Consider the following 23,255-nt stretch of genomic DNA (forward strand, 5'->3'; position numbering starts at 1 on the left):
CGGGTCCTCAGCGGCCGCCCGTCCTCAGCCGCCGTCCGCCGGCAGCCAGCAGCCGTGCAGGCCGAGCGGAACCCGGACCGGCACGCGGGCGCGGGCCACGGGGCCGGAGGCGGGGTCCTGGGCCGGGAGGACCAGGAACCACGCGGACCCGTCGGTGCGGTCGGTGGCGAACGTCAGCCAGTAGCCGTGCTCCTCCGCGTCCTGCCCCGGAGCCGGCGCGAAGACCGGCTCCCCGACGGACAGGTCCCCGGCGTCCCAGACCAGGGCCGTGCCGGTCTCGGTGTCGTGGAAGCGCACGGCGTCGTACTCACCGGGCAGCAGGTCCGTCCGGCCGGTCTCGCCGGCCAGCGCGGCGTAGCGGTGGCGGCGGCCGATGCGCCGGTCGTCGATGCGGGGGAACTCCACCCGGGCGTCGTCCAGGAGGGTCCGGGCCATCGTGCCCGCCACCGGGTCGATGCGCGCCCGTACGAGCCCGCTGCTCGCGGGGGCCGCGCCGGGCTCCGGTTCCGGCCCGACGGTCAGCCGGCTCCACTGCACGTAGTCCAGGACCACCGGGGCGTCCGGGCCGGGTCCGTCGTCGTACGCGTTGAGCGTGTGCCAGAGCCAGAACGCCTCGTCCGCGGCCCAGCGCGGCGGTCCGCCGTCGCGCGGGACGAGGACCACGCGGGTCCCGCGCTCGGGGCGCCAGGCCAGGACCGAGCCGCCCGCCATGGCCGCGGCGAAGTCGAAGAAGGCGGGGGCCAGGACGATGACCGCGTAGCGCGCCGTCAGGGCCATGTCGTGGATCATCATCGGCTCGTCCACGCCGTCGACCGGCGTGGGTCCCCGGGTGACCGTGCCGTCGCGGCCGATGACCGACCAGGTCAGGTACGGCGCCTCCAGGCCGTAGCAGAAGACGACCATCTCGCCGGTCACCGGATCGGTCTTGGGGTGGGCGGTGATGCCCATCGGCAGGGCGCCGTCGAACTCCTCGCGGCCGAGCGTCTCCAGGCCGGCGCCCATGCGATAGGGGCACGCGGACTCGGCGAGCGCCAGCAGCCGGCCTCCGTGCCGTACGACGTTGATGTCCGGCATCTCCCTGAAGGTGCCCGCGAGTTCCGGCCCGACCTGGCCGGCATCCGGCATGATCATCGACTCCACGCCGCCCCACAGGGCCCGGCCGGCCCGTTCCTCGGCCATCAGCGTGCCGGTGCGCACGAAGCGGTTGCGGTAGCGGGCGCGGCCCCCCGAGAGCCAGACCCCGTGCAGCATGCCGTCCCCGTCGATGGGGTACAGGTACGAGCCGATCGGGGTGAACCTCGGATTGGGGCCGTTGCGCAGGTACAGCCCGTCCAGCTCCGGCGGGATCTCGCCGGTCACTTCGAGGTCGGCGACCTCGACCTCCTCGCTCACCGGGGCGAAAGAGCCCAGGAGGTGGGGGACGCGGGTGGGGTCGAAGCGCGGCGGCGTGTGCGTGTTCACGGGGCCTCCCGAGGCGTGCGGGCTTCGGTGCTGCCGGTACTTCCCAGTGAAACCCGGCGGGCGGGCCGGTGCCAGCCGTCGGCCGTCGGCGGCCGACGGGCAGGTGGCCCGCGGTCGGGCGGGCGGGGCCCCCCGCCCGACTCCGGAGGGCCCGGTCAGCGCTGTGTGCGCAGGCCGTCCAGAGCCATGCTGACCACCGCGTCCGCGAGCTGGTCGGGGGTGGTGCCCGGGTGCGGGCGGTACCACTCGACCAGAGAGTTGACCATGCCGAAGAGGAGGCGGGTGGCGAGGCGGATGTCCACGTCGGCCCGCAGGTCGCCCTCGGCGGCGGCGGCCTTGAGCAGTTCCGCGACCTGGTGGTCGAACTCGCGGCGGCGCTCCAGGGCCCAGCGCTCGGTGCGGGTGTTGCCCCGGACCCGCAGCAGCAGGGTGACGTAGGGGAGCTCCGCGACGAGGACCTCGACCGTGCGGCGCGTGACGTACTCGACGCGTTCGACCGCGCGGCCGCGTATTGCCCCCGGCTCCGCCAGGACCGCGAAGAGCTCGTCCAGGGCCCGGCTGACGGCGCGGTGGAGCAGCTCCTCCTTGCCGGCGACGTGGTGGTAGATCGAGGACTTCGAGATGCCGGCCGCCTTGGACAGGTGCTCCATCGAGGTGCCGTCGTAGCCGCGCTCGTTGAAGACCTGGACGGCTACGGACAGGAGCGTCTCGGGCGTGTAGGTGTCCCGCTTGGCCGTGGTCATTCCGACTCCCCCGCCTCGTCGTCCCCGTAGGGGGCCTCGTCTTCGTCGCCCGCCGCGTACCCGAGCTTGTACAGCGCCAGCGAAGGCGCGTACCGGCCGCCGGGACAGCGCTCGTCGAGGTGGTGCAGCAGGTCGTACGCCCAGTCGCGGCCGAGCCGGTCGTGCCATTCGGCTGGGCCCGCAGGGTAGTTGACCCCGAGCCGCATCGCCGTGTCGATGTCCTCCGCGCCCGCCACCCCGCGCGCGACGGCGTCGGCGGTGAGGTCGATCAGCATCGCGACCGTCCGGGCGACGATCATGCCCGGGACGTCGCCGATGACGGAGACCTTCTTGCCGAGCCTCTGGAACAGCCCGACTGCCTCCGCGAGCGTCCGCTCGCTCGTGTCCTCGCCGACCGAGAGCGCGATCCGGGTGGCGTCGCGGTAGTCGAAGGCGAGGTCGAAGTAGACGACGTCGGTGAACTCGATCGCCGTCTTGCCGTCGGCGAGCACCAGCTGGCCCTCACCGGGCAGCTGGATGTACGGGCCCCCGTGCTCGACGTCCGTGACCTCGATCCCGGCCTCCTCCAGGAGGTCGAGGAGGCCGGCCGCCGGTCCCAGGTCGCCGACGACGGTCACCTTCGCGGGCGCCACCCCCTCGTCGACGGGGCCGGCGGTGTGCGGGACCGGGGCCTTCGCGTCCGGGCCGTACGGGTACCAGCCGTGGCCCGACTTCCGCCCGAGGCGGCCCGACTGGACGAGCCGCCGCTGCGCGAGGGACGGGGTGAACTTGGGGCTGCGGAAGAAGGACTCCCACACCGAGCGGGTGACGGCCTCGTTGACGTCCTGGCCGATCAGGTCGGTCAGCGCGAAGGGGCCCATCTTGAAGCCGCCGCTCTCGCGGAGCACGGCGTCGATGGTCGCCGGGTCGGCGCCCTGCTCCTCGTACACCGCGAAGGCCTCGGCGTAGAAGGGCCGGGCGATCCGGTTGACGATGAAGCCCGGGGTGTCGGCGCAGCGCACCGGCGTCTTCCCCCAGCCCAGGACGGTGGCGTACGCGCGGTCGGCGGCGGCCGGGTCCGTCGCGAACCCGGAGACCACCTCGACCAGCGGAAGCAGCGGGGCCGGGTTGAAGAAGTGCAGGCCCAGGAAGCGGCCCGGGTGCGCCAGCCCGGCGGCGAGCTCGGTGACCGAGAGGGAGGAGGTGTTGGTGGCCAGCAGCGCGTCCGGCGACACCACCTCTTCGAGCGCGGCGAAGAGCGCCCGCTTGACGGTGACGTCCTCGACGACCGCCTCCACCACGAGGCCGGCGCCGGCCAGCTCCGCCAGCGCGCCCGCCGATGCGATCCGGCCGATCGCGTCCTCGGACTCGGCGCGGTCCAGGCGGCCCTTGGCGGCCATCCGCTCGACCCGGTCCTGGACGAATCCGACCGCGTCGGAGGCGAGTGCGGCGTTGATGTCGTAGATCAGCACGCGGTGACCTGCGAGAAGGGCGACCTGGGCGATGCCCTGTCCCATGGTGCCGGCGCCGACGACCGCCACTGTCCGGGACCGCTCGATTGCTGTCATGCCCAGATCCTCCCGCACCGACTTGTCCACAGGTCTGCCGGGCCCTCTTGTCCCGACCGATCGTTCGGTTACTCTAACTCCAGTCTGCTCTTGTTCATCCCTTCTTGCCTGCCCCGATCGCCTGATCCCGCCCGGCTCAAAGAGGAGTTGGTCCCTGATGGCCGCCGAGCTCACCGTCCCCCAGCTGTCCGCCAAGCACCGGCCCACCCTGGACCAGGCGCTGGCCACCATCCGCAGCCGTGCCTACTGGTCCCCGCACCCCGAGCACCCCAAGGCGTACGGGGAGACCGCGCCGGCCGACGGCCTCGCCGCCTTCGAGGCGCTGCGCGGCACCCGGCTCGACCTCGGGCAGCCCGGGACCGACGGCTGGACGGGCGCGGAGACCTCGCCGTACGGAGTGGAGCTCGGCGTCGAGTACCCGCACGTGGACCCCGAGGTGCTGCTGCCCGCGATGCGGGCCGGCATGGGCGCCTGGCGGGACGCCGGGCCCGAGGTGCGCGCCCTGGTCTGCATCGAGATCCTGGCCCGGATCTCGGCGCGGACGCACGAGTTCGCGCACGCCGTCATGCACACCAGCGGCCAGGCCTTCATGATGGCGTTCCAGGCGGGCGGCCCCCACGCCCAGGACCGCGGCCTGGAGGCGATCGCCTACGCCTACGAGGAGCAGACCCGCGTCCCCGGTCAGGCCGACTGGTCGAAGCCGCAGGGCAAGAAGGACCCGCTGGAGCTGGGCAAGACCTTCACCGCCGTCCCGCGCGGCATCTCCCTGATGATCGGCTGCAACACCTTCCCCACCTGGAACGGTTACCCGGGCATCTTCGCCTCCCTCGCCACGGGCAACCCGGTGCTGGTCAAGCCGCACCCGCGCGCCGTCCTCCCGCTGGCACTGACCGTCCAGGTGGCCCGCGAGGTCCTCGCCGACGCCGGCTTCGACCCGAACCTGGTCGCGCTGGCCGTGGAGCGCCCGGGCGAGGGCATCGCCAAGGAGCTCGCCGTCCGGCCCGAGATCAAGGTCATCGACTACACCGGGTCCACCGAGTTCGGCGACTGGCTGGAGGTCAACGCCCGCCAGGCGCAGGTCTACACGGAGAAGGCCGGCGTCAACACCGTCGTCCTGGACTCCACCGACAACTACAAGGGCATGCTGTCCAACCTGGCCTTCTCCCTCTCGCTCTACAGCGGCCAGATGTGCACCACCCCGCAGAACCTGTTGATCCCGCGCGACGGCATCGAGACGGACGCCGGGCACAAGTCCTACGACGAGGTCGTCTCGGACCTCGCGGGCGCGGTCGGCGGCCTGCTCGGCGACGACGCGCGGGCCAACGCCCTGCTGGGCGCGCTGGTCAACCCGGACGTGAAGGCCCGCCTGGAGGCCGCGGCCGGGCTCGGCGAGGTCGCGCTGGCCTCGCGCGAGGTGGAGAACCCCGACTTCCCGGGCGCGGTCGTGCGCACGCCGGTGATGGTCAAGCTGGACTCGGCCAAGCCGGACGACTCCGCCCCCTACCTCTCGGAGTCCTTCGGCCCGATCTCCTTCGCGGTCGCGGTCGACTCCACGCAGGGCGCCCTCGACCTGCTGCGGCGCACCGTCCGCGAGAAGGGCGCCATGACGGTCGGGGCGTACACCACGTCCGCGGACACCGAGCGGGCCATCGAGGAGGTCTGCCTGGAGGAGTCGGCGCAGCTCTCGCTGAACCTGACGGGCGGGGTCTATGTGAACCAGACCGCGGCCTTCTCCGACTTCCACGGCTCCGGCGGCAACCCGGCGGCGAACGCCGCGCTGTGCGACGGGGCGTTCGTGTCGAACCGCTTCCGCGTGGTGGAGGTCCGCCGCCAGGGCTGAACCCCGGCCGGCTGTACGGCCCTCACCGCCGCCCGCCGCCCGCAGCGGCGGGCGGCGGTGAGGGAGCCGGTTCAGCGGTTGCGCAGGAGGTCGACGATGTCCTTGCGGCCCGAGGCCGCGATGAGCGCCTTGTCGTCGCTGGAGGCCCGGCCGATGCTTACCCGCGCCGCCACCACGGCCAGCACCACGGGGTTGTCCCCGCCGCCGGACTCCTGCTGCTTGGCGTAGAACTTCTTCGGGTCCAGGTAGTCGTACGCGTCCTTGCGCAGCTGGCGGATGACGAGCTCGTCCTCCACCCGGCGCACGTCGCGCGCGGCGAGGTAGTCGAGCTGCGGGATCTTCGCCCAGACGCCGTCGCCGCCCGTGATGAAGAAGTGGTTGGGCGAGCCGTTGGGGTTCAGGGCGCTGTTGTCGACCAGGTAGGTGCGGCGGGAGCCGGTCGTGAGGGTCTTGCCGAACAGTGCGGCCCACTTGCCGCCGCCCTTGCGCAGCAGCGTTTCGACCTGCTCGCCGACCTCCACGGCCTCGGCGGTGATCGTGGCGTCGTCGACGCTGGAGTGGAAGAGGCTGTTCAGCGCCGCCGCGGTCGGACTCGTGCCGCAGTGGCGGTAGGAGTGGCGCTGGAGCGACATGCTCAGCCGGAGCGGTGTGTCGCCCTCGACCTGGACGTTGACGACGTTCCCGGTGATCGATGCGGTGGCCATGATGGTTCCCCCTCGCGGTCCGGCGCCGGCCCTCCCCCTGGTGGACCGGCCGCCCCGTCTTCTCGACACCTCCACGGTGCCGGGATCCGCTGGACGTCCTCTCAATGCCGTCTGAACGTCCTCTGAACGGGCCCGCGCCCGGACGGGCCGCGCCGCTCAGCCGTCCGTCGGCCCGGGCCCGGGCCCGCCCCAGTGGAAGAGGGCCATGGCCACGCTGGTGGCCAGGTTGTAGCTGGAGACCTGCGGCCGCATCGGCAGGGACACGAGGTGATCGGCGCGGGCGCGCAGCTCGGGCGAGATGCCGTGGCGTTCCGAGCCGAAGGCGAGGAGGGCCTCGTCCGGGAGGGTGAGGGCGCGGATGTCCTCGCCCTCCGGGTCGAGGGCGTACAGCGGGCCGGGCGGCAGCGTGCCGAGCTCCACCCGGTCCACGGTCGTGGCGTAGTGCAGACCCGCCCCGGCCCGGACCACGTTGGGGTGCCAGGGGTCGAGGTCGCCTCGGGTGATCACGCCGGTGGCGCCGAAGCCGGCGGCGAGCCGGACGACGGCGCCGACGTTGCCCAGGTTGCGGGGGTTGTCGAGGAGGACGATCGGGGCCGTCCTGGGCCGTGCGTCGAGCCGGGCCCGCCCCTCGGCCCGGCCGGGCCGGACGGCGAGGGCCGCCACCCCGGTGGGGTGCACCCGCGCCAGCAGCCCCTTGAGCGGGGCCCGCCGCACCAGCCGGGCCACGTCCGCCTCCACGTCCGCGGCCAGCTCGCGCGCGAGGCCCCGTACGGCTTCCGGGTCCTCGGCGACCGCGATGCGCACGTCCGCCCCGAACCGCAGGGCGTGCTTCAGCGCGTGGAACCCGTCGAGGAGCACCAGGTCCTGCCTCCCGGCGGCCTCCTGCCACTGCCGCGCGATCTCCTCGGGATTCCCGTACTCACTCATACGCCGAGCGTACGGGCCCCTCAAGGCCTGCTCCGTCCCCTACCCGCCCTTCCACCGTTCCCCGGGGCTCCGCCCCGGACCCACTGCGTACACGGCGGGGGTGCGGGGGCAGCACCCCCGGAACGGCGCTTCACGCAGCAACGGGGTCCGGGCAGCGCCCGGGGAACGGTGGAAGGGCGGGTAGGGGACGGCCCCGCAGGACAGCCGGACCTCAGCGCGGCACAGGGCTGGGGAGCACCGGGTCAGGGTCGACGTGTGGCTCCGGCCCCGGGTCGGGGACGGACCGCCCCACCCCCACCCGCCGGGCGGCGACCCGCGCGCCGAGCCACACCAGGAAACCGGTCGGCAGGAACACCGCGTCGGCGGCGATCATCGCCATGGAGAAGAACGGCAGCCCCAGCAGCACCGCGATCCCCGCGTGCTCCAGCATCATCAGCGCGAGCAGCACGTTCTTGATCCGCCGGTTGAACAGGGTGAACGGGAAGGCCACCTGGACCGCGACCGTCCCGTAGGACAGCAGCATGACCAGCGTGCCGCTGCTCCCGAGGAAGGCCGAGACCTCGGGCCACGGGGTGAAGTAGTCCAGGTTCAGCGGGTAGTACAGCGCCGTTCCGTCCTGCCACCGCGAACCCTGGATCTTGTACCACCCGGCCGTCGCGTAGATCAGGCAGACCTCCACCATGATCACCAGCATTCCGGCGTTGTGCAGCAGGTTGGCCAGGACGTCGAGGACGGCCCGCCCCTCCCCCTCCGGCTCGTAGCGGTCGACCGTCCACCACAGCGCGTTGAGCACCCACAGGGCCGTGAAGACCACCAGCCAGCCGGTGCTGAACCGCCCGGTCACGGCCCCGTACGCGAAGACCGCGCCGAGCACGCCCCACAGCACCGGCCCCGCCCGCCCGGCCGAGGCCGCGCCGAGCCGGCGGGCGCGCCGGGCGTCCAGCGACCACACCTGCGCGCACCGGGTCAGCACGAGGTAGATCGCCATCAGGTGGATGACGTTGTCCCCGCCGTCGCCCATGAAGACGCTGCGGTTCTGCAGGGACAGCACGCCGACCATGAACACCACGGAGGTCGCCCGGGTGCGCCAGCCCAGCACCAGCAGGGCGGACGAGAGCACGGCCGCGGCGTAGACGATCTCGAACCAGAGCGCCGAGTCCGACCACATCAGCACCGTGAAGGCACGGTTGGAGTCGATCAGCTGCCGCGCCAGCTCCCAGCTCCACGGTCCGTCCGGCCCGTACATCTCGTGGCGGTGGGGGAACTCCCGCAGCAGGAAGAACAGCCAGGTGCCGGCGAAGCCGATGCGGACCACGGCGCTCTGGTACGGGCCCAGCGCCTGCCCGCTGACCCGGGCCAGCGCCCGGCCGCCGGAGGCCCTCAGGCGGGCCGGGCCCGTCGGGCGCGCCGGACCCGTCAGGCCGTCCACCACGGCAGCTCCCGGTAGTAGGTCTGGGTGTCGGTCTTCTCGTCCGACCACGGGGGTGCGGCGACCTCCGTCGTCGCCCCGCGCAGCTGGATCCGTACGATCCGCCCTTCCTCGGCCCGGCCGTCCAGCCGGTCCAGGGCGATCCGGCGCAGGTACTCCTCGGCGAGTGGGCCGCGATCGCCGGTGGACTTGTTGTCGTCGTCGTGGGAGCTGGTGAAGAAGTCCCAGGCCCGGCGGAGCTCGTTCTGCTCGGTGTGGCTCGGCAGCAGGCTGTGGCGGATGGCAGCGCCGTCCTCGGCGGAGAGTCCGCGCCAGGCGCCGGTCACCAGCCGTCCGTCGTCCGTCCGCACTTCCGCGCGCACCTCCACGGCGATGTTCTGCTGGAGCGGGTTCGGGGCGAAGAGCTTCCAGTTCTGTTCGAACTCCGGGTAGACCCAGCCGTCGATCGTGCGGGCGTGCCGCTTGCTGACCGTGTTGGACGGGGCCACGTGCAGGAAGACGAGGGCCAGGTGCCCGCAGGCGGCCACCGCCACCGCGCCGAGGGCGAGGGCCGTGACGATCCGGTACGGCGTGGACAGGCCGGCGATCCCGGGCGCTCTGGGCGGGGGTGGAGCCGCCGTTTCGAGGGGCTCGCGCTCGTTCGAATCCATCCCGCCCCGATCATCCGGCGTCCACAGGGTTGACCACAGAGGTTGACACCCTACGGGCCCTCGTCCCACCATTGAAGAGCATGAACCGAACGATCGGTCGGTCGGGCGGGACGAGGCGGGAACAGACCTCTGACAGGGGGCCGTGATGGTGGCAGTGACCCCGGCAGCGACGGGGACCGGGGGCGGGGACACGCAGCAGGGCGCCGTGCAGGACGCGGGGACCGGCGTGACCGCCGACCTCGGTGCGCAGCTCGCGGCGGCCTTCGACGCGGCCGTTGCGGCCGACGAGCGGGTGGAGCCGCGCGACTGGATGCCCGACGCGTACCGCGCCACCCTGGTCCGTCAGATGGCCCAGCACGCCCACTCCGAGATCATCGGCATGCAGCCCGAGGCGAACTGGATCACCCGCGCGCCCTCGCTGCGCCGCAAGGCGATCCTGATGGCGAAGGTCCAGGACGAGGCCGGCCACGGCCTGTACCTGTACAGCGCCGCCGAGACCCTGGGCACCAGCCGCGACGAGCTCCTCGACAAGCTCCACGCCGGGAAGCAGAAGTACTCCTCGATCTTCAACTACCCCACGCTGACCTGGGCCGACGTCGGCGCGATCGGCTGGCTCGTGGACGGCGCGGCGATCACCAACCAGGTCCCGATCTGCCGCTGCTCCTACGGGCCGTACGCGCGGGCCATGGTCCGGATCTGCAAGGAGGAGTCCTTCCACCAGCGCCAGGGGTACGAGCTGCTCCTCGCCCTCTCCCGGGGCACCGAGGCCCAGCACGCGATGGCGCAGGACGCCGTGAACCGCTGGTGGTGGCCCTCCCTGATGATGTTCGGCCCGCCGGACGCCGAGTCGGGGCACTCCGCGCAGTCGATGGCCTGGCGGATCAAGCGCCACACCAATGACGACCTGCGCCAGCGCTTCGTCGACATCGCCGTCCCGCAGGCCGAGTCGCTGGGGCTGACCCTGCCCGACCCGGACCTGAAGTGGAACGAGGAGCGCGGCCACCACGACTTCGGAGCCATCGACTGGGCCGAGTTCTGGGAGGTCCTCAAGGGCAACGGCCCGTGCAACGAGGAGCGGATCGGGCAGCGCCGCACGGCGCACGAGGAAGGCGCCTGGGTGCGCGACGCGGCCGCGGCGTATGCGGAGAAGCAGGCGGCGGCCACGGCCGCAGCGGCACACATCGGAAGCGAGGCTCGGGTATGACGCAGAACTGGCCCCTGTGGGAGGTGTTCGTCCGTTCGCGGCGCGGCCTCTCGCACACGCACGCGGGCAGCCTGCACGCCCCCGACGCGGAGATGGCCCTGCGCAACGCCCGCGATCTCTACACCCGGCGCAGCGAGGGCATCTCCATCTGGGTGGTGCCCTCCACGGAGATCACCGCCTCCTCCCCGGACGAGCGGGACCCCTTCTTCGCGCCCTCCGCCGACAAGCCCTACCGGCACCCCACCTTCTACGAGATCCCCGAGGGGGTGCAGCACCTGTGACGAGCACCGAGACGAGCACCGGAGCGAATACGGCCACCGGAGCGGCTGCCACCGCCGAGGCGGCGGCGCTGGCCCTCGGCGACGACGCGCTGATCCTTTCGCACCGCCTCGCCGAATGGGCGGGCCACGCGCCCGTCCTGGAGGAGGAGGTCGCGCTCGCCAACATCGCCCTCGACCTGCTCGGCCAGGCCCGCGTCCTGCTGTCGACGGCCGGAGACGAGGACGAGCTGGCCTACCTCCGCGAGGAGCGGTCCTTCCGCAACCTCCAGCTGGTCGAGCAGCCCAACGGCGACTTCGCCCACACCATCGCGCGCCAGCTCTACTTCTCGCTCTACCAGCACGAGCTCTACGGCGCACTCGCGCTCGGCGAGGGCCCGTTCGCGCCGCTCGCCGCCAAGGCGGTCAAGGAGACCGCCTACCACCGCGACCACGCCGAGCAGTGGACGCTGCGGCTCGGCGACGGCACCGAGGAGAGCCGGCGCCGGATGCGCGCCGGCCTGGACGGGCTGTGGAAGTTCACCGGGGAGATGTTCCGGCCGGTGGACGGGCTCGAGGAGCTCGACTGGGCCGCCCTGGAGGGCCGTTGGCTGGCCGCGCTCGGCGGTGTGCTGGAGCGGGCCGGGCTGGAGCTGCCCCAGGGACCGCGGCACGGCGCCTGGGCGGCCGGAGCCGGCCGGCAGGGGCTGCACACCGAGTCGTTCGGGCGGCTGCTCGCGGAGATGCAGCACCTGCACCGCAGCCACCCGGGAGCATCGTGGTGACCGGCGCCGGTGCCTGCACCGAGCAGACCCGGCTGGAGGTGGAGCTGGCCGCGCTGGCCGGCTCCGTCCCCGACCCCGAACTGCCCGTGCTCACCCTCGCGGAGCTGGGCGTGATGCGCGGCGTGCGGATGCACGAGGACGGCCACGTGGAGGTCACCCTGACCCCCACCTACACCGGCTGCCCGGCCATCGAGGCCATGTCCGCCGACATCGAGCGGGTCCTGACCGACCACGGCATACCGGAGGTCCGGGTGCGGACCGTGCTGGCCCCCGCCTGGTCCACCGACGACATCAGCGCCGAAGGCCGCCGCAAACTGGCGGAGTTCGGCATCGCCCCGCCGCGGCCGCACGCCGCCGGCGGACCGGTCCCGCTCACCCTGTCCGTCCGCTGCCCGAACTGCGGATCGACGGACACCGAGCTGCTCAGCCGGTTCTCCTCCACCGCATGCAAGGCGTTGCGCCGCTGCACCGCCTGCCGTGAACCGTTCGACCACTTCAAGGAGCTGTAGATGGCCGTGTCACCGCCGTCGCCCACGCCGGTGGCGCCCGCAGGCCCGGAGGCCGCCGCGTCGGCGCGCCCCGCGCGCCACGGCGCGTTCCACACCTTGACGGTGACGGCGGTCGACCGGCTCACCGAGGACTCCGTGGCCCTGACCCTGGCCGTCCCGCCGGAGCTGCGCGCCGAGTACCGGCACGCCCCCGGCCAGCACCTCACCCTGCGCCGCGGCCGCTCCGGCACGGCTGGCACCGCGGCGCGGGCCGAGGTGCGGCGCACCTATTCGATCTGCTCCCCCGCCCCGGCCGCCGACGGGCCCGGACCCGCCGTACTGCGGGTCGGGGTGCGGCTGGTGGAGGGCGGGGAGTTCTCCTCCTTCGCCCACAAGGAGATCGCCGCCGGGGACGTCCTGGACGTGATGGTCCCGGCCGGCCGCTTCGTCCTGGACCCGGTGGCCGCGCCGCCCGCCGCGCACTACGCCGCGATCGTCGGCGGCAGCGGCATCACCCCGGTGCTGTCGATCGCCGCCACCCTCCTCGCCGCCCGCCCCGACGCCCGGTTCTGCCTGGTGCGCAGCGACCGCAGCGCGGCCTCAACGATGTTCCTGGAGGAGGTCGCCGACCTCAAGGACCGCTACCCCGACCGGTTCCAGCTCGTCACCGTGCTGTCCCGGGAGGAGCAGGAGGCCGGGCTGCCCTCGGGGCGGCTCGGCGAGGAGCGGCTGGCGGAGCTGCTGCCCGCGCTGCTGCCGGTCGCGGAGGTGACGGGCTGGTTCCTGTGCGGGCCGTACGGTCTGGTGACGGGGGCGGAGCGGGCACTGGCCGGGCTCGGCGTCCCGCGGACCCGGGTCCACGAGGAGGTCTTCCACGTCGAGGACACGGCCCCGCCCGCGCGCACCGCTGCCGCCGACGCCACCCGCGGCCGGGTCACGGCGCGGCTCGACGGCCGCTCGGGCACCTGGCCGGTGCGCGACGGCGAGTCCCTGCTCGACGCGGTGCTCCGGGCCCGCGCGGACGCCCCGTACGCCTGCAAGGGCGGGGTGTGCGGCACCTGTCGGGCGTTCGTCGTCTCGGGCGAGGTGCGGATGGAGCGTAACTTCGCGCTGGAGGAGCAGGAGACGGAGGCCGGGTTCGTGCTGGCCTGCCAGTCGCACCCGGTGTCGGAGGAAGTGGAGATCGACTTCGACCGCTGACGGGCCGCGCCGCCCCCTGTCACATTTCCAGGCTGTGCTTTTTCAGGAACGTGTTCTATCTTGACGCACCGTCAGGCGAGCACGATCCGGGTACACGGGAGGACAGGCAGTGGACTTCACCTTCACCGAGGAGCAGCAGGCCGCCGTCGAAGCGGCCAAGGCCGTGTTCGCGGACGTGGCCCCGGACGGCGTGCCCAGCCCCGCACTCACCCCGAGGGCGGTGGCCGAGGAGTTCGACCGCGAGCTGTGGGCGAAGCTCGCCGACTCCGACCTGCTGAGCCTGGTCCTCGCCGAGGAGCACGGCGGCTCCGGACTCGACGCCATCGCCCTGTGCCTGGTCCTGCGCGAGTCGGCGCGGGTACTGGCCCGGGTGCCGCTCCTGGAGCACTGCGCCACCGCCATGGCCGTCCAGGCCCACGGCAGCCCCGAGCTGGCCGCCGCCCTGCTGCCCGGCGCCGGGCGGGGCAGCCTCGTCCTCACCGTCGCCGCGCACGGCCGGAGCGGCCACGACCCGGCCGAGCTGTCCGTCACCGCACGGCAGGAGGCGGACACCTGGGTCCTGGAAGGCCTCCAGACGGCCGTCACCTGGGCACACGGCGCCGACTGGATCGCCGTGCCGGCCCACACCGGGGAGGGCGAGGCGGTCCTCGCGTTCGTCCCCCGGTCCGCCGAGGGCCTGTCCTTCGCGGAGCAGTACTCCACCAGCGGGGAGCGGCTCGCCGAGCTCACCCTCGACGGCGTACGGGTCCCGGCCGCGCATCTGATCGAGGCGCCCGGCGCCTGGGACCACCTGCGCCAGCTCCTGGCCACGGGGACCTGCGCGCTCGCGCTCGGCCTCGGCGAGAACGTGCTCACCATGACCAGCCAGTACACGAGCAAGCGCGAGCAGTTCGGCTTCCCGGTGGCCAGCTTCCAGGCCGTCGCCGTCCAGGCCGCCGACCGCTACATCGACCTGCGCGCCATGGAGGTCACCCTCTGGCAGGCCGCCTGGCGGCTCGACAGCTCCACGGGCGGAGCCGGCGGACCGCTGCCGAGCTCCGGCGACGTGGCCGTGGCCAAGATCTGGGCCTCCGAGGGCGTACGCCGCGTCGTGCAGACCGCACAGCACCTGCACGGCGGCTTCGGCGCCGACACCGACTACCCGCTGCACCGCTACCACGCCTGGGCCAAGCAGCTGGAGCTCCAGCTCGGCCCGGCCGCGGCCCACGAGGAGGCGCTGGGCGACCTGCTGGCCGCCCACCCGCTCGCCTAGACCGTCTCTTTCGGGTGCCCCGACTCAACTAGGACGGTTTCCGTCCTAGTTGAGCTCTAGTGTCGTTCCGTCCGAGGAACCGCACGAGGGGACGACACCCATGAGCCACACCGCACCCGAGGGGTACACCGACGTCGCGCCGTGGGTGGTCACCGACGACACCGGCGCGCTCCTCGACTTCATCACCCGCGCGTTCGACGGCGAGGAGATCGCACGGGTGGCGGTCGCGGACGGCAGCATCGGGCACGGCGAGATCCGCATCGGCGACACCGTCGTGCTGGCCTTCGACCGACGGCCCGACTGGCCGGCGATGCCCTCGCTGCTGCGGGTCTACGTCCCGGACGCGGACGCCGCCATGGCCGCCGCCGTTGCGCACGGGGCCCAGGTGATCACCGAAAGCGCCGACAGTGCGTGGGGGGATCGCGGCGGCAGGGTGCGGGACCCGTTCGGCAACATCTGGTGGGTGACGAGCCGGGTCGAGGACGTCGCACCGGACCTCGCCTGGAAGCGGATGTCCGAGCCGAAGTACGCCGAGGCGATGCGCACGGCCCAGGAGACCCTGGACGCCGCGCTCAGCGGCCGGGAGGTGGGGGTGGCCAGCGCCCCGCAGCCCCCGACCCACTGAGGTACGGAGCCGCCGTCTCAGACGACGAAGCCCGGGGTGCCCGCGTCGGTGACGACCGGGCGGCCCGCGGCCTCCCAGTCCTGCATGCCGCCGGCCACGTTCACGGCGTCGATGTCCTGGCCCCGCAGGTACTGGGCCACCTGGGCGGAGCGTCCGCCGACCCGGCACATCACGTAGACCGGGCGCTCGTCCTCGATCTTCTCGGTCAGCTCACCGATGCGCGCGACGAACTCGCTCATCGGGATGTGCAGCGCGCCCTCGGCATGGCCGGCCGCCCATTCGTCGTTCTCGCGAACGTCGAGGACAAAGGCTTCGGAGGGCAGCGCGGAGGCGGCCACCGAGGGAAGCGGTCCGGAGTTCATGTCTGTCGCCTTCTCTCGTCACGGATAGCTGAGCCAACCTATCCGACCCGGCCGCCGCGGCCGGCGCCTCACTCGGAGGTGAGGGCCGCCAGCTCCGCCTCGCGCTTCTCGACGTCGCCGAGCAGCTGCTCGGCAATCTCCTCCAGCAGCCGGTCCGGGTCCTCCGGGGCCATCCGCAGCATCGACCCGATCGCGCTCTCCTCCAGGTCCCGGGCCACCACCGACAGCAGCTCCTTGCGGCGCGCGAGCCACTCCAGGCGCTCGTACAGCTCCTCGCTCTCGCTCAGCCGCTGCTCGGCGGGCGCCGGGCCGGCCGCCCACTCCTCGGCCAGCTCGCGCAGCGCCTGCTCCTCGCCGCGCCCGTAGGCCGCGTTGACCCGCACGATGAACGCGTCGCGCCGCTCGCGCTCGGCCTCGTCCTGGGCCAGGTCGGGATGGGCCCGGCGGACCAGCTCGCGGTAGAGGCGGCGTACCTCCTCCGAGGGGCGCACCCGCTCGGGCGGCCGCACCGCGCGGTCCGTGAGCATGGCGGAGGCGTCGTCGGACATCCCGTCCGAGTCCAGCCAGTCGTGGAACAGCTCGTCCACCCCGGGCATCGGCATCACCAGCGAGCGGGCCTCGCGCGCCCGGCGCAGGTCCTCCGGATCCCCGGTGCGCTGCGCCTTCGCCTCGGCGATCAGCGCGTCCAGCTCGTCGAGCCGCGAGTACATGGGGCCGAGTTTCTGGTGGTGCAGGCGGGAGAAGTTCTCGACCTCCACCCGGAAGGTCTCCACCGCGATCTCGAACTCGATCAGTGCCTGCTCGGCGGCCCGCACCGCGCGCTCCAGCCGCGCCTCGGGCCGTTCGTCGGCAGCGGGGCCGGGGCCGGAGCCGGGCTCGGACGCTTCGGGAACAGTCTGCTCGCTCACCCGGCCAGCCTAAGGCCCTGGGGCCCGGGTGTTTCACGTGAAACATCCACCGGTTTCACGTGAAACATCCCGACGGCCCGTCCCCGGCCCCGGCCCCGGGCTCAGACCCCGGACTCCGCCGCGATCCGGCCGGACCGCACCGCCGCCACCAGCACCTCGTGGTCGGCCTCGCTGCGGTCCGCGTAGGCCACGGCGAAGCCGGCCACGGCCTCGTCGAGCTCGTCGTTCTTTCCGCAGTACCCGGCCAGCAGCCGCGGATCCGCGCTGTGCGCGTGCGCCCGCGCCAGCAGGGCTCCGGTCATCCGCCCGTAGTCGTCGAACTGGTCGGCGGCCAGCGCTGCCGGGTCCACGCTGCCCTTGCGGTTGCGGAACTGGCGGACCTGGAAGGGGCGCCCCTCCACCGTCGTCCAGCCCAGCAGGATGTCGGAGACCACCTGCATCCGCTTCTGCCCGGCCACCACCCGGCGGCCCTCGTGCTCCTCCGGCGGGGAGACGAAGCCGAGTCCGGGCAGGTGCGGCAGGAGCGCGGAGGGCCTGGCCTCCTTCACCTGGAGGACCAGCGCCTCACCCCGGTGGTCGAGCAGCAGCACCACGTACGAGCGCGTGCCGACGCTGCCCGTGCCCACCACCCGGAAGGCCACGTCGTGGATCGCGTACCGGGCCAGCAGCGGCAGCCGGTCGCCCTGCAGGGTCTCCAGGTACGGGCCCAGCGCGGCCGCCACGGCCGCCGCCTCCCCGTCCCCGACCCGGCGCAGCACGGGCAGCGCGTCCACGAAGGCGCGGCCCCCGTCGGGCGTGCGCACGGTGGACTTGGCGGCGAACCGGGCGGAGGTGTTGCCCCGGGCCTTCTCCGAGACGCGTTCCAGGGTGCCCAGCAGGTCACGGGCATCGGTGTGCGAGACCAGTTCCTCGTCCGCGATGGCGTTCCACGCGTCGAGGGCCGGGAGCTTGGCCAGCAGGCGCATCGTGCGCCGGTAGGCGCCCGCCGCATCGTGCGCGGCAGCACGGCAGGTCTCCTCGTCCGCGCCGGCCACCCGGCCCGCCAGGACCAGCGAGGTGGCCAGCCGCTTGAGGTCCCACTCCCACGGGCCGAAGACGGTCTCGTCGAAGTCGTTGAGGTCGATGACCAGCCGGCCGCGCGCGTCCCCGTACAGGCCGAAGTTGGCCGCGTGGGCGTCCCCGCATATCTGCGCGCCGATTCCGGTGACGGGACCGCCGGAGAGGTCGTGGGCCATCAGCCCGGCCGCCCCGCGCAGGAACGCGAAGGGGTTGGCGGCCATCCGGCCGACCCGTATCGGGGCGAGTTCGGGGACCCGTCCGACGTTGGACTCCTCCACCGCCCGTACCGCGTCCGGACGGTCGGCGGGAGCCTCGAACCGTGCGTGCGCCGACCGGGGCACCCGCGTGCGCAGCGCCTTGCCCGCCTCCCGGGGCGAGACCGCCGGCGAACCGGCGGAGCGCCGCCGGGCGAACCCCTCGACCACCGGGATCCGTACCGCCGACACCGTCGGCTCCGGTTCCACGCCGTGCTGCTGCGCTACCGCCGTCATGCGCCCCGCCCCCTGCTCGCCCATCGGATTTCGGCCCGACCGTACCTACAGCCCGGCGTCCCTGGCCAGCAGGGCCGCCTGCACCCGGTTCTCGCATTCCAGTTTTGCCAGGATCCGGCTCACGTACGTCTTCACCGTGGCCTCGCTCATGTGCAGCCGCCGCCCCGCGTCCGCGTTCGACAGCCCCTCCCCCAGCAGCGCCAGCACCCCGCGCTCGCGTTCGCTCAGTTCGGCCACCCGGCGCCGCGCCTGTTCGTCACGGCCCGCCGTCCGGCCCGAGGCGATCTGGTCCACCACGTGCCGGGTCGCCGCCGGGGACAGGTAGGCGTCCCCCGCCGCGGCCGCCCGTACGGCGCCGATGAGTTCGCCGGGCGCCGAGTCCTTCAGCAGGAACCCCGCTCCGCCGCCGCTCAGCGCCCGCAGCACGTTCTCCTTCTCCCCGAAGGTGGTCAGGATCAGCGCCCGCACCTCGGGGGCCGCCCGCCCGAGCTCGTCCAGCGCCGTCAGCCCGTCCATCACCGGCATCTGGATGTCCAGCAGCACCACGTCCGGGCCGTGCGCCCGGGCCAGTTCCACCGCCTCCCGGCCGTTCGCCGCCTCGGCGACGACCTCGATGTCCGCCGCCGAGGTCAGGATCATCCTGATCCCGGCCCGGATCAGCGGTTCGTCGTCAGCGATCACCACACGGATCACCTTGGCTGTCACCCCTGCTCCTACTGCTTCGCCTCGTACGCCTGCTTCTCGATGAGCTTGCCGTCCTTGAAGCAGAACCGGAAAACGCCGTCGCTGTCCCAGTCGCCGCCGCCCTCTTCGAGCAGGGCGATACAAGTGGCGCCGTGCGGGATCGGCGGCCCCTTCCGGTCGAGTCCCTCGGTCAGGATGCTGTCACCGCTGGGCAGCCGCGACCGTACCGCGCCCTCCGGCTCGCCCACCTGGATGGCGTCGTAGTCGGTCCGGCCGATCGTCGCGTCGCTCACCGAGCCCACCAGCAGCGCCACCGCGGCCCCGATCACGATCAGCAGCACCACCACGGAGGCGACCGCGATCCCGCAGCCCAGCGTCACGCCCCCGACCCGGCTTCCGTTCAGCAGTTTCCGGTCGACCGCGTCCCAGTCCACCGGCCCGGCGCTTCCGCTCAGCGTCCTGGCCTGCACCTGCTGTCCGAAGTCGTCGGCGACCGCGCCCGTTCCCGCCTCCTCGGCCCCGGCCGGCTCGGTCCCGTACGGCAGCACCCCCGCCACCCGGAACCCGCCGCCCTCCGCGGCTCCCGCGTAGACCATGCCGCCGACCAGCCGGGCCCGTTCGCGCAGTCCGGTCAGCCCCTGCCCGCCGGACACCACCTCACCGCCGCCCGGACCGGCCGCCGGACCGTTGGCGATCTCCACCACCAGGGAGTCGTCCTCGTACCGCAGTTCCACCGTGATGGGCGCGCCCGGCGCGTGCTTGTAGGCGTTGGTCAGCGCCTCCTGCGCGATCCGGTACGCCGCGTGGTCGCACGCCGCGACCAGCGGCCGGGGCTGCCCCGCCGTGGTGAGCCGTACGTCGGTCCCCGCGCTCCGCGCCGACTCCACGATCCCGGCGATGCCCGCCACCCCGCGCGCGGCGGGCTGCGCCTCTTCGACCGGCAGCGGCGCCTCCACCCCGTCCCGCAGGATGCCGACGACCTCGCGCAGCTCGTGCATGGCGGCGACCGAGGCCTGGCGCAGGACGCCCACGGCCTCGCGCTGCCGGTCGGTGAGGACCGGATCGACCTCGAGTGCGCCGGTGTGCACCGAGATCAGCGCGAGCTGGTGGCCGAGGCTGTCGTGCATGTCCTGGGCGATGCGCTGGCGCTCGCGCAGCCGGGCCTGGCCCGCGACCATCGCCCGCTCGCGCAGCAGCTGGGCGTTGCGCTCCTGGAGGGCGCGCAGCAGCGTGTGGCGCTGGGACCAGTAGCGGCTGGCCAGACCGGGCATGACCACCATGGCCAGGAACATCAGCGCGCTGAAGACGACGACGAGGACCGCGCGGCCCTGCGACCACTCCTTGAGCACGTTGAGGACGACGGCCAGGGCGAAGGCCGCGGTGAAGGCTCCGAGCGCCCGTCCGACGCCGACGATGCGCCGCCCCGCCGACCAGCCGAGGGGGACCGCCACGAGGAAGGCCCCGGGCAGGAAGACGCCCACCACGGAGCCGGCCAGCAGGGTGGACACCGGCAGCCGCCGCCGGAGCAGGGTCAGCACCACCACGGCCGCGGCACTGGCCACCATCCGTGCCGCGGAGCCGTTGTCGAGGTCCTCGACCCCCAGCCCGATCAGCACGAGCAGCCCGGACAGGGCCAGGTCCCCCGCCAGCATCCGCCGGGTCCAGGGCTCGGGCCCCTTCACCCAGTCCCATCCCGTACGCATCCTCGACGTCGCATCCACGCGCCCGACCCTAGACACCGCGCCACCGGCGGACTGCCCTCTTTCGTCGCGCCCCCCGCAACGAAAGTCTCCCGGCGCAGTCCCGCTGCTTCTCCGCTACAGGCGGCCTGCCTCCGAAGGGGAGCACCCCCCTACCTCTTTCGAGGCAGCACCGTCGCCGGCGGGCCGCTCCGCCTTGTGAGCCCCGCCCCTCCTCCCTAAGGTCCTGCCATGACCGAACGGAATGGATCACGCGGGGAAACCGGCGGCAGAGAAGATCGGCGGGTGGAAGAGGCGTGCAGCTACCGGAACTGAGCGCCGAGATCCGCATTCCCCTCCGTGTCCTTCAGCTGTACGTACGCATGGGACTGCTCCCCGCTCTTCCCGCGTACGACGAATCGCACGTCCGTAGAGCCGTATTGGTCAGAACGCTGCTGGACGTCGGCGGCCTTTCCTATTCCTCCGCCCGCCGCGTCGTGCGGAAGATGGACATGGCGTCGCCGCCGATCGGCGAATTGTGCGGCACCATTCAGTACGCCCTGCCCGCGGCCGGGTCGGAGGCGCAGGACCAGAATTGGGACCGGGCCCGGGAGCGTGTCCAGGCACTGGCCCTGGCGCGGAACTGGCGGGTGAGTCCGGAGAATCCGGCATGGCACACCCTGACGCAGACTCTCGTCGCGGTGGACTGGCTCGGCCACGACGATCTCCTGCGCCTCCTGGACACGTATGCGGACGCCTTGGAACCGGTTGTGGCCGCCGAGGTCCGTCTCCTGCACGAACAGCCGGACCCGGAGAGTGCGGCCGCCCACATGGTGACCGGAACCGTTCTCGGGGACGTCGCATTTTCCGCACTGCGCCGCCTTATCCACGAGCACGCTTCCTCCCAGGAACCGTCCGAATGTCCGTAACTGCAACTACCGTCCAGTAAGTACCTTAAGGTTGACGCCCCTACGGTTGACGTGCATGCTGTTTGGTGATCACTGAAGCCACTCCTTCCGAACAGAACGACCGTAAGGGATAGGCGACTTCGGGCTACAGCAAGGGCGGGGGATCTTGCGGTACAACCCAGACGGACACGGGATCGAGACACCAGAAGACACAAGAGAAGAGGTGGGATTAGCAAAGTTATTCAGGCACCAGCAGCCAGAACTTCTCGAAGAATACCGAAAGACCCTGATCGAGCATCACAATCCATTGGGCTCGAATCCGGAAGCATGGGCCACCTGCAGAGAACAAGCCCAGCACATTCTCGCCGAATGCCTCCGCGCGATGGAAGACGGAGGAGTCGAGGAACCACTCGACACCCGGCTCATCGCGAAAACCCGAAGGCTCGGCGGCGCCCGCATCTCGCAGGGAATCGCACCCATCCATTCGGTGCGCGCCGGGGCCCTGCTCTTCCAGGTCGCCACGAGCCACCTCATCCGGATCGCCTCGGCCCACCCCGAAGACCAGCGCTGCCTGATGAAGATGCTGCCGGTACTGCAGTCATCGATCACCCAACGGCTCGAAGCCGGCTCCACCGGGCACGAGCTCTTCCTGCTCGACGTCGTACGCGATGCCACCCGGCACGGCCGTGACGGCATGGCCCGCGAGATCCACGACCGCATCGGCAGCTCCGCCAGCCTCGCCCTGCGCCAGCTGGAGCTCTACGAGCTGACCCGGCACCCGTCGGGAACGGAACCCAGGCTCGAGGCCCTGAAACAGGCCATCCTGGAGACGCTCTACACCACGCGGGACATCGTGACGGACCTGCGGACCCGGGCGGAAGCCACCCAGTCCCTCTACGTCTCGCTCTCGGCCTTCGTCTCCGCCATGGCCATGGACGACGTACGGGTCGACATCCACGTGACCGATCCGGACGACCTGCTGCCGGACGAACTCACCGAAGACCTCTACCTGATGCTCCGCGAATGCCTGCGCAACGCGTACACCCACGCCCGTGCGTCACGGATCGACATGGAGGTCCGCGTCGAGGCGGCCCGGGTCGACGCATCGGTGCGGGACGACGGCACGGGCTTCGACCCGCACGCCCAGCGGCGGGGAAACGGGCTGTCGTCCCTGACCGAACGCACCAAACTGCTGGGCGGCCTGCTCACCATCGACAGCACTCCGGGGCAAGGAACGGCGATCGCGCTGTCCATCCCCTTCGACACGGAGAACCATGCACACGCCACCTGAGCCGCGCCCGGCCGCCGAACCGCTCCGCATCATCGCCGTCGACGACCACTCACTGCTGCGCCGGGCCCTGTGCGAGCTGATCGAATCGGAGGACGACCTCACCGTCGTCGCCGACACGGACACCTCCGAGGGACTGGCCGACCTCGTGGAACGCACCAGACCCCACGTGGTCCTCCTCGACGTGGAAATGCCCGGTCACCACGCGCCCACCGTCGTGCGCGCCCTGACCACCCGCTTTCCCCAGCTGCACGTACTGATCCTGACCATGCACAGCGACGCGCAGCTGGTGCAGGAGCTGCTCGCCCACGGAGCCCGCGGCTACCTGCACAAGAGCGTCCCGCGCGAATCGCTGCTCGCGGCGCTGCGGAACACCGCCTCCCGCGACCCGCACGTCACGATCGCCCTGCCGAGCAGCGGTGTTCCCACCGTCGGATTCAGCACCTCGCACCAGACCCTCTCGCCCCGGGAGCGGGAAGTGCTCACGTACGTCGCCGCCGCCCTGAGCAACCGGCAGATCGCCGTCCGGCTGCGCATCACCGAGGGCACCGTGAAGCGGCACCTGCGCAACGTATTCGAGAAACTCGGCGCGATATCACGCATCGACGCGGCGAACAAGGCAATTGATGCGCGGCTCATCAGAAGGCCCGGTCCGGAAGACCGCCCGGGCGCCGGAAGGGGATAGGACCAAAAGACCGCACAACAGGCTCGCCCGTATGTCTCTTTGAGAGTACCGGGGTTACCCCCAGCGGGTCTGCCCCGGG

23 protein-coding genes are annotated in these 23,255 nt (G+C 72.5%); 11 read left to right on the plus strand and 12 right to left on the minus strand.

The features are described 5' to 3' along the window. Window positions 1–24 precede the first annotated feature (24 nt). The 3 genes from ACZ60J_RS28915 to ACZ60J_RS28925 all read right to left on the minus strand — a co-directional run bounded on the left by ACZ60J_RS28915 (window position 25) and on the right by ACZ60J_RS28925 (window position 3,751). Window positions 25–1,461 (minus strand): carotenoid oxygenase family protein, encoded by a 1,437-nt coding sequence (locus ACZ60J_RS28915; protein ID WP_469686317.1) that lies wholly within the window; start codon window positions 1,459–1,461, stop codon window positions 25–27. A gap of 155 nt (window positions 1,462–1,616) precedes the next feature. Next, window positions 1,617–2,204, minus strand: coding sequence for a TetR/AcrR family transcriptional regulator (locus ACZ60J_RS28920; protein WP_274548577.1), 588 nt, complete (start codon window positions 2,202–2,204; stop codon window positions 1,617–1,619). Next, window positions 2,201–3,751 (minus strand): 3-hydroxyacyl-CoA dehydrogenase, encoded by a 1,551-nt coding sequence (locus tag ACZ60J_RS28925; protein ID WP_469686319.1) that lies wholly within the window; start codon window positions 3,749–3,751, stop codon window positions 2,201–2,203. Before ACZ60J_RS28925 ends, ACZ60J_RS28920 begins: the two co-directional genes overlap by 4 nt. Before the next feature lie 157 nt (window positions 3,752–3,908). Here ACZ60J_RS28925 and paaN point away from each other — a divergent pair, with 157 nt between their 5' ends. Further along, window positions 3,909–5,591: a phenylacetic acid degradation protein PaaN gene (gene paaN, locus ACZ60J_RS28930; protein WP_469686321.1), complete on the plus strand. Its 1,683-nt coding sequence runs from the start codon at window positions 3,909–3,911 to the stop codon at window positions 5,589–5,591. Between the two features lie 71 nt (window positions 5,592–5,662). Here the strand turns inward: paaN and ACZ60J_RS28935 are convergent, their stop codons facing one another. The 4 genes from ACZ60J_RS28935 to ACZ60J_RS28950 form a co-directional block, all read right to left on the minus strand. Continuing rightward, window positions 5,663–6,295, minus strand: a complete 633-nt coding sequence (locus ACZ60J_RS28935; RefSeq protein ID WP_469686323.1) for a hypothetical protein — start codon at window positions 6,293–6,295, stop codon at window positions 5,663–5,665. 156 nt (window positions 6,296–6,451) lie between these two features. Further along, entirely contained in the window at window positions 6,452–7,222 is a 771-nt protein-coding gene (locus ACZ60J_RS28940; RefSeq protein ID WP_469686324.1) for a TrmH family RNA methyltransferase, read from the minus strand. A 211-nt stretch (window positions 7,223–7,433) separates the two neighbouring features. Then, window positions 7,434–8,651 carry an HTTM domain-containing protein gene (locus ACZ60J_RS28945; protein ID WP_469686326.1) on the minus strand — a complete coding sequence of 406 codons (1,218 nt, stop codon included), beginning with the start codon at window positions 8,649–8,651 and terminating at the stop codon, window positions 7,434–7,436. Continuing rightward, on the minus strand, window positions 8,639–9,301 hold the full coding sequence (locus ACZ60J_RS28950) for a DUF5819 family protein (RefSeq protein WP_469686328.1): 663 nt from the start codon (window positions 9,299–9,301) through the stop codon (window positions 8,639–8,641). The genes ACZ60J_RS28945 and ACZ60J_RS28950 overlap by 13 nt, the downstream gene beginning before the upstream one ends. Before the next feature lie 145 nt (window positions 9,302–9,446). Between ACZ60J_RS28950 and paaA the strand changes: the two genes are divergently transcribed. The 7 genes from paaA (at window position 9,447) to ACZ60J_RS28985 (ending at window position 15,112) form a co-directional block, all read left to right on the plus strand. Then, window positions 9,447–10,505 (plus strand): 1,2-phenylacetyl-CoA epoxidase subunit PaaA, encoded by a 1,059-nt coding sequence (gene paaA, locus ACZ60J_RS28955; RefSeq protein ID WP_469686330.1) that lies wholly within the window; start codon window positions 9,447–9,449, stop codon window positions 10,503–10,505. Further along, complete coding sequence (paaB, locus tag ACZ60J_RS28960; protein ID WP_469686332.1) at window positions 10,502–10,786, plus strand: 1,2-phenylacetyl-CoA epoxidase subunit PaaB; 285 nt, start codon at window positions 10,502–10,504, stop codon at window positions 10,784–10,786. Before paaA ends, paaB begins: the two co-directional genes overlap by 4 nt. Beyond that, window positions 10,783–11,547, plus strand: a complete 765-nt coding sequence (gene paaC / locus ACZ60J_RS28965; protein ID WP_469686334.1) for a 1,2-phenylacetyl-CoA epoxidase subunit PaaC — start codon at window positions 10,783–10,785, stop codon at window positions 11,545–11,547. Before paaB ends, paaC begins: the two co-directional genes overlap by 4 nt. After that, window positions 11,544–12,056: a 1,2-phenylacetyl-CoA epoxidase subunit PaaD gene (gene paaD, locus ACZ60J_RS28970; protein WP_469686336.1), complete on the plus strand. Its 513-nt coding sequence runs from the start codon at window positions 11,544–11,546 to the stop codon at window positions 12,054–12,056. The genes paaC and paaD overlap by 4 nt, the downstream gene beginning before the upstream one ends. Further along, the gene (locus tag ACZ60J_RS28975; RefSeq protein ID WP_469686338.1) at window positions 12,057–13,235 is read left to right on the plus strand and encodes a 2Fe-2S iron-sulfur cluster-binding protein; all 1,179 of its coding nucleotides are present in this window, start codon (window positions 12,057–12,059) and stop codon (window positions 13,233–13,235) included. 109 nt (window positions 13,236–13,344) lie between these two features. Next, on the plus strand, window positions 13,345–14,487 hold the full coding sequence (locus ACZ60J_RS28980; protein WP_469686339.1) for an acyl-CoA dehydrogenase family protein: 1,143 nt from the start codon (window positions 13,345–13,347) through the stop codon (window positions 14,485–14,487). Between the two features lie 100 nt (window positions 14,488–14,587). After that, window positions 14,588–15,112, plus strand: a complete 525-nt coding sequence (locus ACZ60J_RS28985; RefSeq protein WP_469686341.1) for a VOC family protein — start codon at window positions 14,588–14,590, stop codon at window positions 15,110–15,112. 17 nt (window positions 15,113–15,129) lie between these two features. On the opposite strand, the gene ACZ60J_RS28990 is transcribed toward ACZ60J_RS28985, so the two are convergent. The 5 genes from ACZ60J_RS28990 to ACZ60J_RS29010 form a co-directional block, all read right to left on the minus strand. Further along, on the minus strand, window positions 15,130–15,474 hold the full coding sequence (locus ACZ60J_RS28990; protein WP_250738739.1) for a rhodanese-like domain-containing protein: 345 nt from the start codon (window positions 15,472–15,474) through the stop codon (window positions 15,130–15,132). Window positions 15,475–15,542: 68 nt separating this feature from the next. After that, window positions 15,543–16,382, minus strand: a complete 840-nt coding sequence (locus ACZ60J_RS28995) for a J domain-containing protein (protein ID WP_469686342.1) — start codon at window positions 16,380–16,382, stop codon at window positions 15,543–15,545. Between the two features lie 101 nt (window positions 16,383–16,483). Then, the gene (locus ACZ60J_RS29000; RefSeq protein ID WP_469686343.1) at window positions 16,484–17,932 is read right to left on the minus strand and encodes a DUF2252 domain-containing protein; all 1,449 of its coding nucleotides are present in this window, start codon (window positions 17,930–17,932) and stop codon (window positions 16,484–16,486) included. Window positions 17,933–17,977: 45 nt separating this feature from the next. Next, window positions 17,978–18,625, minus strand: coding sequence for a response regulator (locus ACZ60J_RS29005; protein ID WP_469686761.1), 648 nt, complete (start codon window positions 18,623–18,625; stop codon window positions 17,978–17,980). Between the two features lie 20 nt (window positions 18,626–18,645). Then, window positions 18,646–20,319: a sensor histidine kinase gene (locus tag ACZ60J_RS29010; RefSeq protein ID WP_469686762.1), complete on the minus strand. Its 1,674-nt coding sequence runs from the start codon at window positions 20,317–20,319 to the stop codon at window positions 18,646–18,648. Between the two features lie 293 nt (window positions 20,320–20,612). On the opposite strand from ACZ60J_RS29010, the gene ACZ60J_RS29015 reads away from it, so the two are divergent. From ACZ60J_RS29015 to ACZ60J_RS29025, 3 genes are all read left to right on the plus strand, one after another. Further along, window positions 20,613–21,224, plus strand: coding sequence for a MerR family transcriptional regulator (locus ACZ60J_RS29015; RefSeq protein WP_469686345.1), 612 nt, complete (start codon window positions 20,613–20,615; stop codon window positions 21,222–21,224). Window positions 21,225–21,585: 361 nt separating this feature from the next. After that, window positions 21,586–22,494 carry a sensor histidine kinase gene (locus ACZ60J_RS29020; RefSeq protein WP_469686347.1) on the plus strand — a complete coding sequence of 303 codons (909 nt, stop codon included), beginning with the start codon at window positions 21,586–21,588 and terminating at the stop codon, window positions 22,492–22,494. Next, a complete protein-coding gene (locus ACZ60J_RS29025) occupies window positions 22,478–23,176 on the plus strand; it encodes a response regulator transcription factor (RefSeq protein WP_274548562.1) in 699 nt (232 codons plus the stop codon). Before ACZ60J_RS29020 ends, ACZ60J_RS29025 begins: the two co-directional genes overlap by 17 nt. Window positions 23,177–23,255 lie beyond the last annotated feature (79 nt).

The organism is Streptomyces sp. NPDC104226 (genome assembly GCF_055584085.1).

Excerpts from the sequence above, each read along its gene's own strand:
- ACZ60J_RS28920 (WP_274548577.1), bottom strand. The coding sequence starts at position 2,204 with ATGACCACGGCCAAGCGGGACACCTACACGCCCGAGACGCTCCTGTCC.
- ACZ60J_RS28925 (WP_469686319.1), bottom strand. The coding sequence starts at position 3,751 with ATGACAGCAATCGAGCGGTCCCGGACAGTGGCGGTCGTCGGCGCCGGC.
- paaN (WP_469686321.1), top strand. The coding sequence starts at position 3,909 with ATGGCCGCCGAGCTCACCGTCCCCCAGCTGTCCGCCAAGCACCGGCCC.
- ACZ60J_RS28935 (WP_469686323.1), bottom strand. The coding sequence starts at position 6,295 with ATGGCCACCGCATCGATCACCGGGAACGTCGTCAACGTCCAGGTCGAG.
- ACZ60J_RS28940 (WP_469686324.1), bottom strand. The coding sequence starts at position 7,222 with ATGAGTGAGTACGGGAATCCCGAGGAGATCGCGCGGCAGTGGCAGGAG.
- ACZ60J_RS28950 (WP_469686328.1), bottom strand. The coding sequence starts at position 9,301 with ATGGATTCGAACGAGCGCGAGCCCCTCGAAACGGCGGCTCCACCCCCG.
- paaA (WP_469686330.1), top strand. The coding sequence starts at position 9,447 with ATGGTGGCAGTGACCCCGGCAGCGACGGGGACCGGGGGCGGGGACACG.
- paaB (WP_469686332.1), top strand. The coding sequence starts at position 10,502 with ATGACGCAGAACTGGCCCCTGTGGGAGGTGTTCGTCCGTTCGCGGCGC.
- ACZ60J_RS28975 (WP_469686338.1), top strand. The coding sequence starts at position 12,057 with ATGGCCGTGTCACCGCCGTCGCCCACGCCGGTGGCGCCCGCAGGCCCG.
- ACZ60J_RS28985 (WP_469686341.1), top strand. The coding sequence starts at position 14,588 with ATGAGCCACACCGCACCCGAGGGGTACACCGACGTCGCGCCGTGGGTG.
- ACZ60J_RS28990 (WP_250738739.1), bottom strand. The coding sequence starts at position 15,474 with ATGAACTCCGGACCGCTTCCCTCGGTGGCCGCCTCCGCGCTGCCCTCC.
- ACZ60J_RS29000 (WP_469686343.1), bottom strand. The coding sequence starts at position 17,932 with ATGACGGCGGTAGCGCAGCAGCACGGCGTGGAACCGGAGCCGACGGTG.
- ACZ60J_RS29010 (WP_469686762.1), bottom strand. The coding sequence starts at position 20,319 with ATGCGTACGGGATGGGACTGGGTGAAGGGGCCCGAGCCCTGGACCCGG.
- ACZ60J_RS29020 (WP_469686347.1), top strand. The coding sequence starts at position 21,586 with ATGGAAGACGGAGGAGTCGAGGAACCACTCGACACCCGGCTCATCGCG.
- ACZ60J_RS29025 (WP_274548562.1), top strand. The coding sequence starts at position 22,478 with ATGCACACGCCACCTGAGCCGCGCCCGGCCGCCGAACCGCTCCGCATC.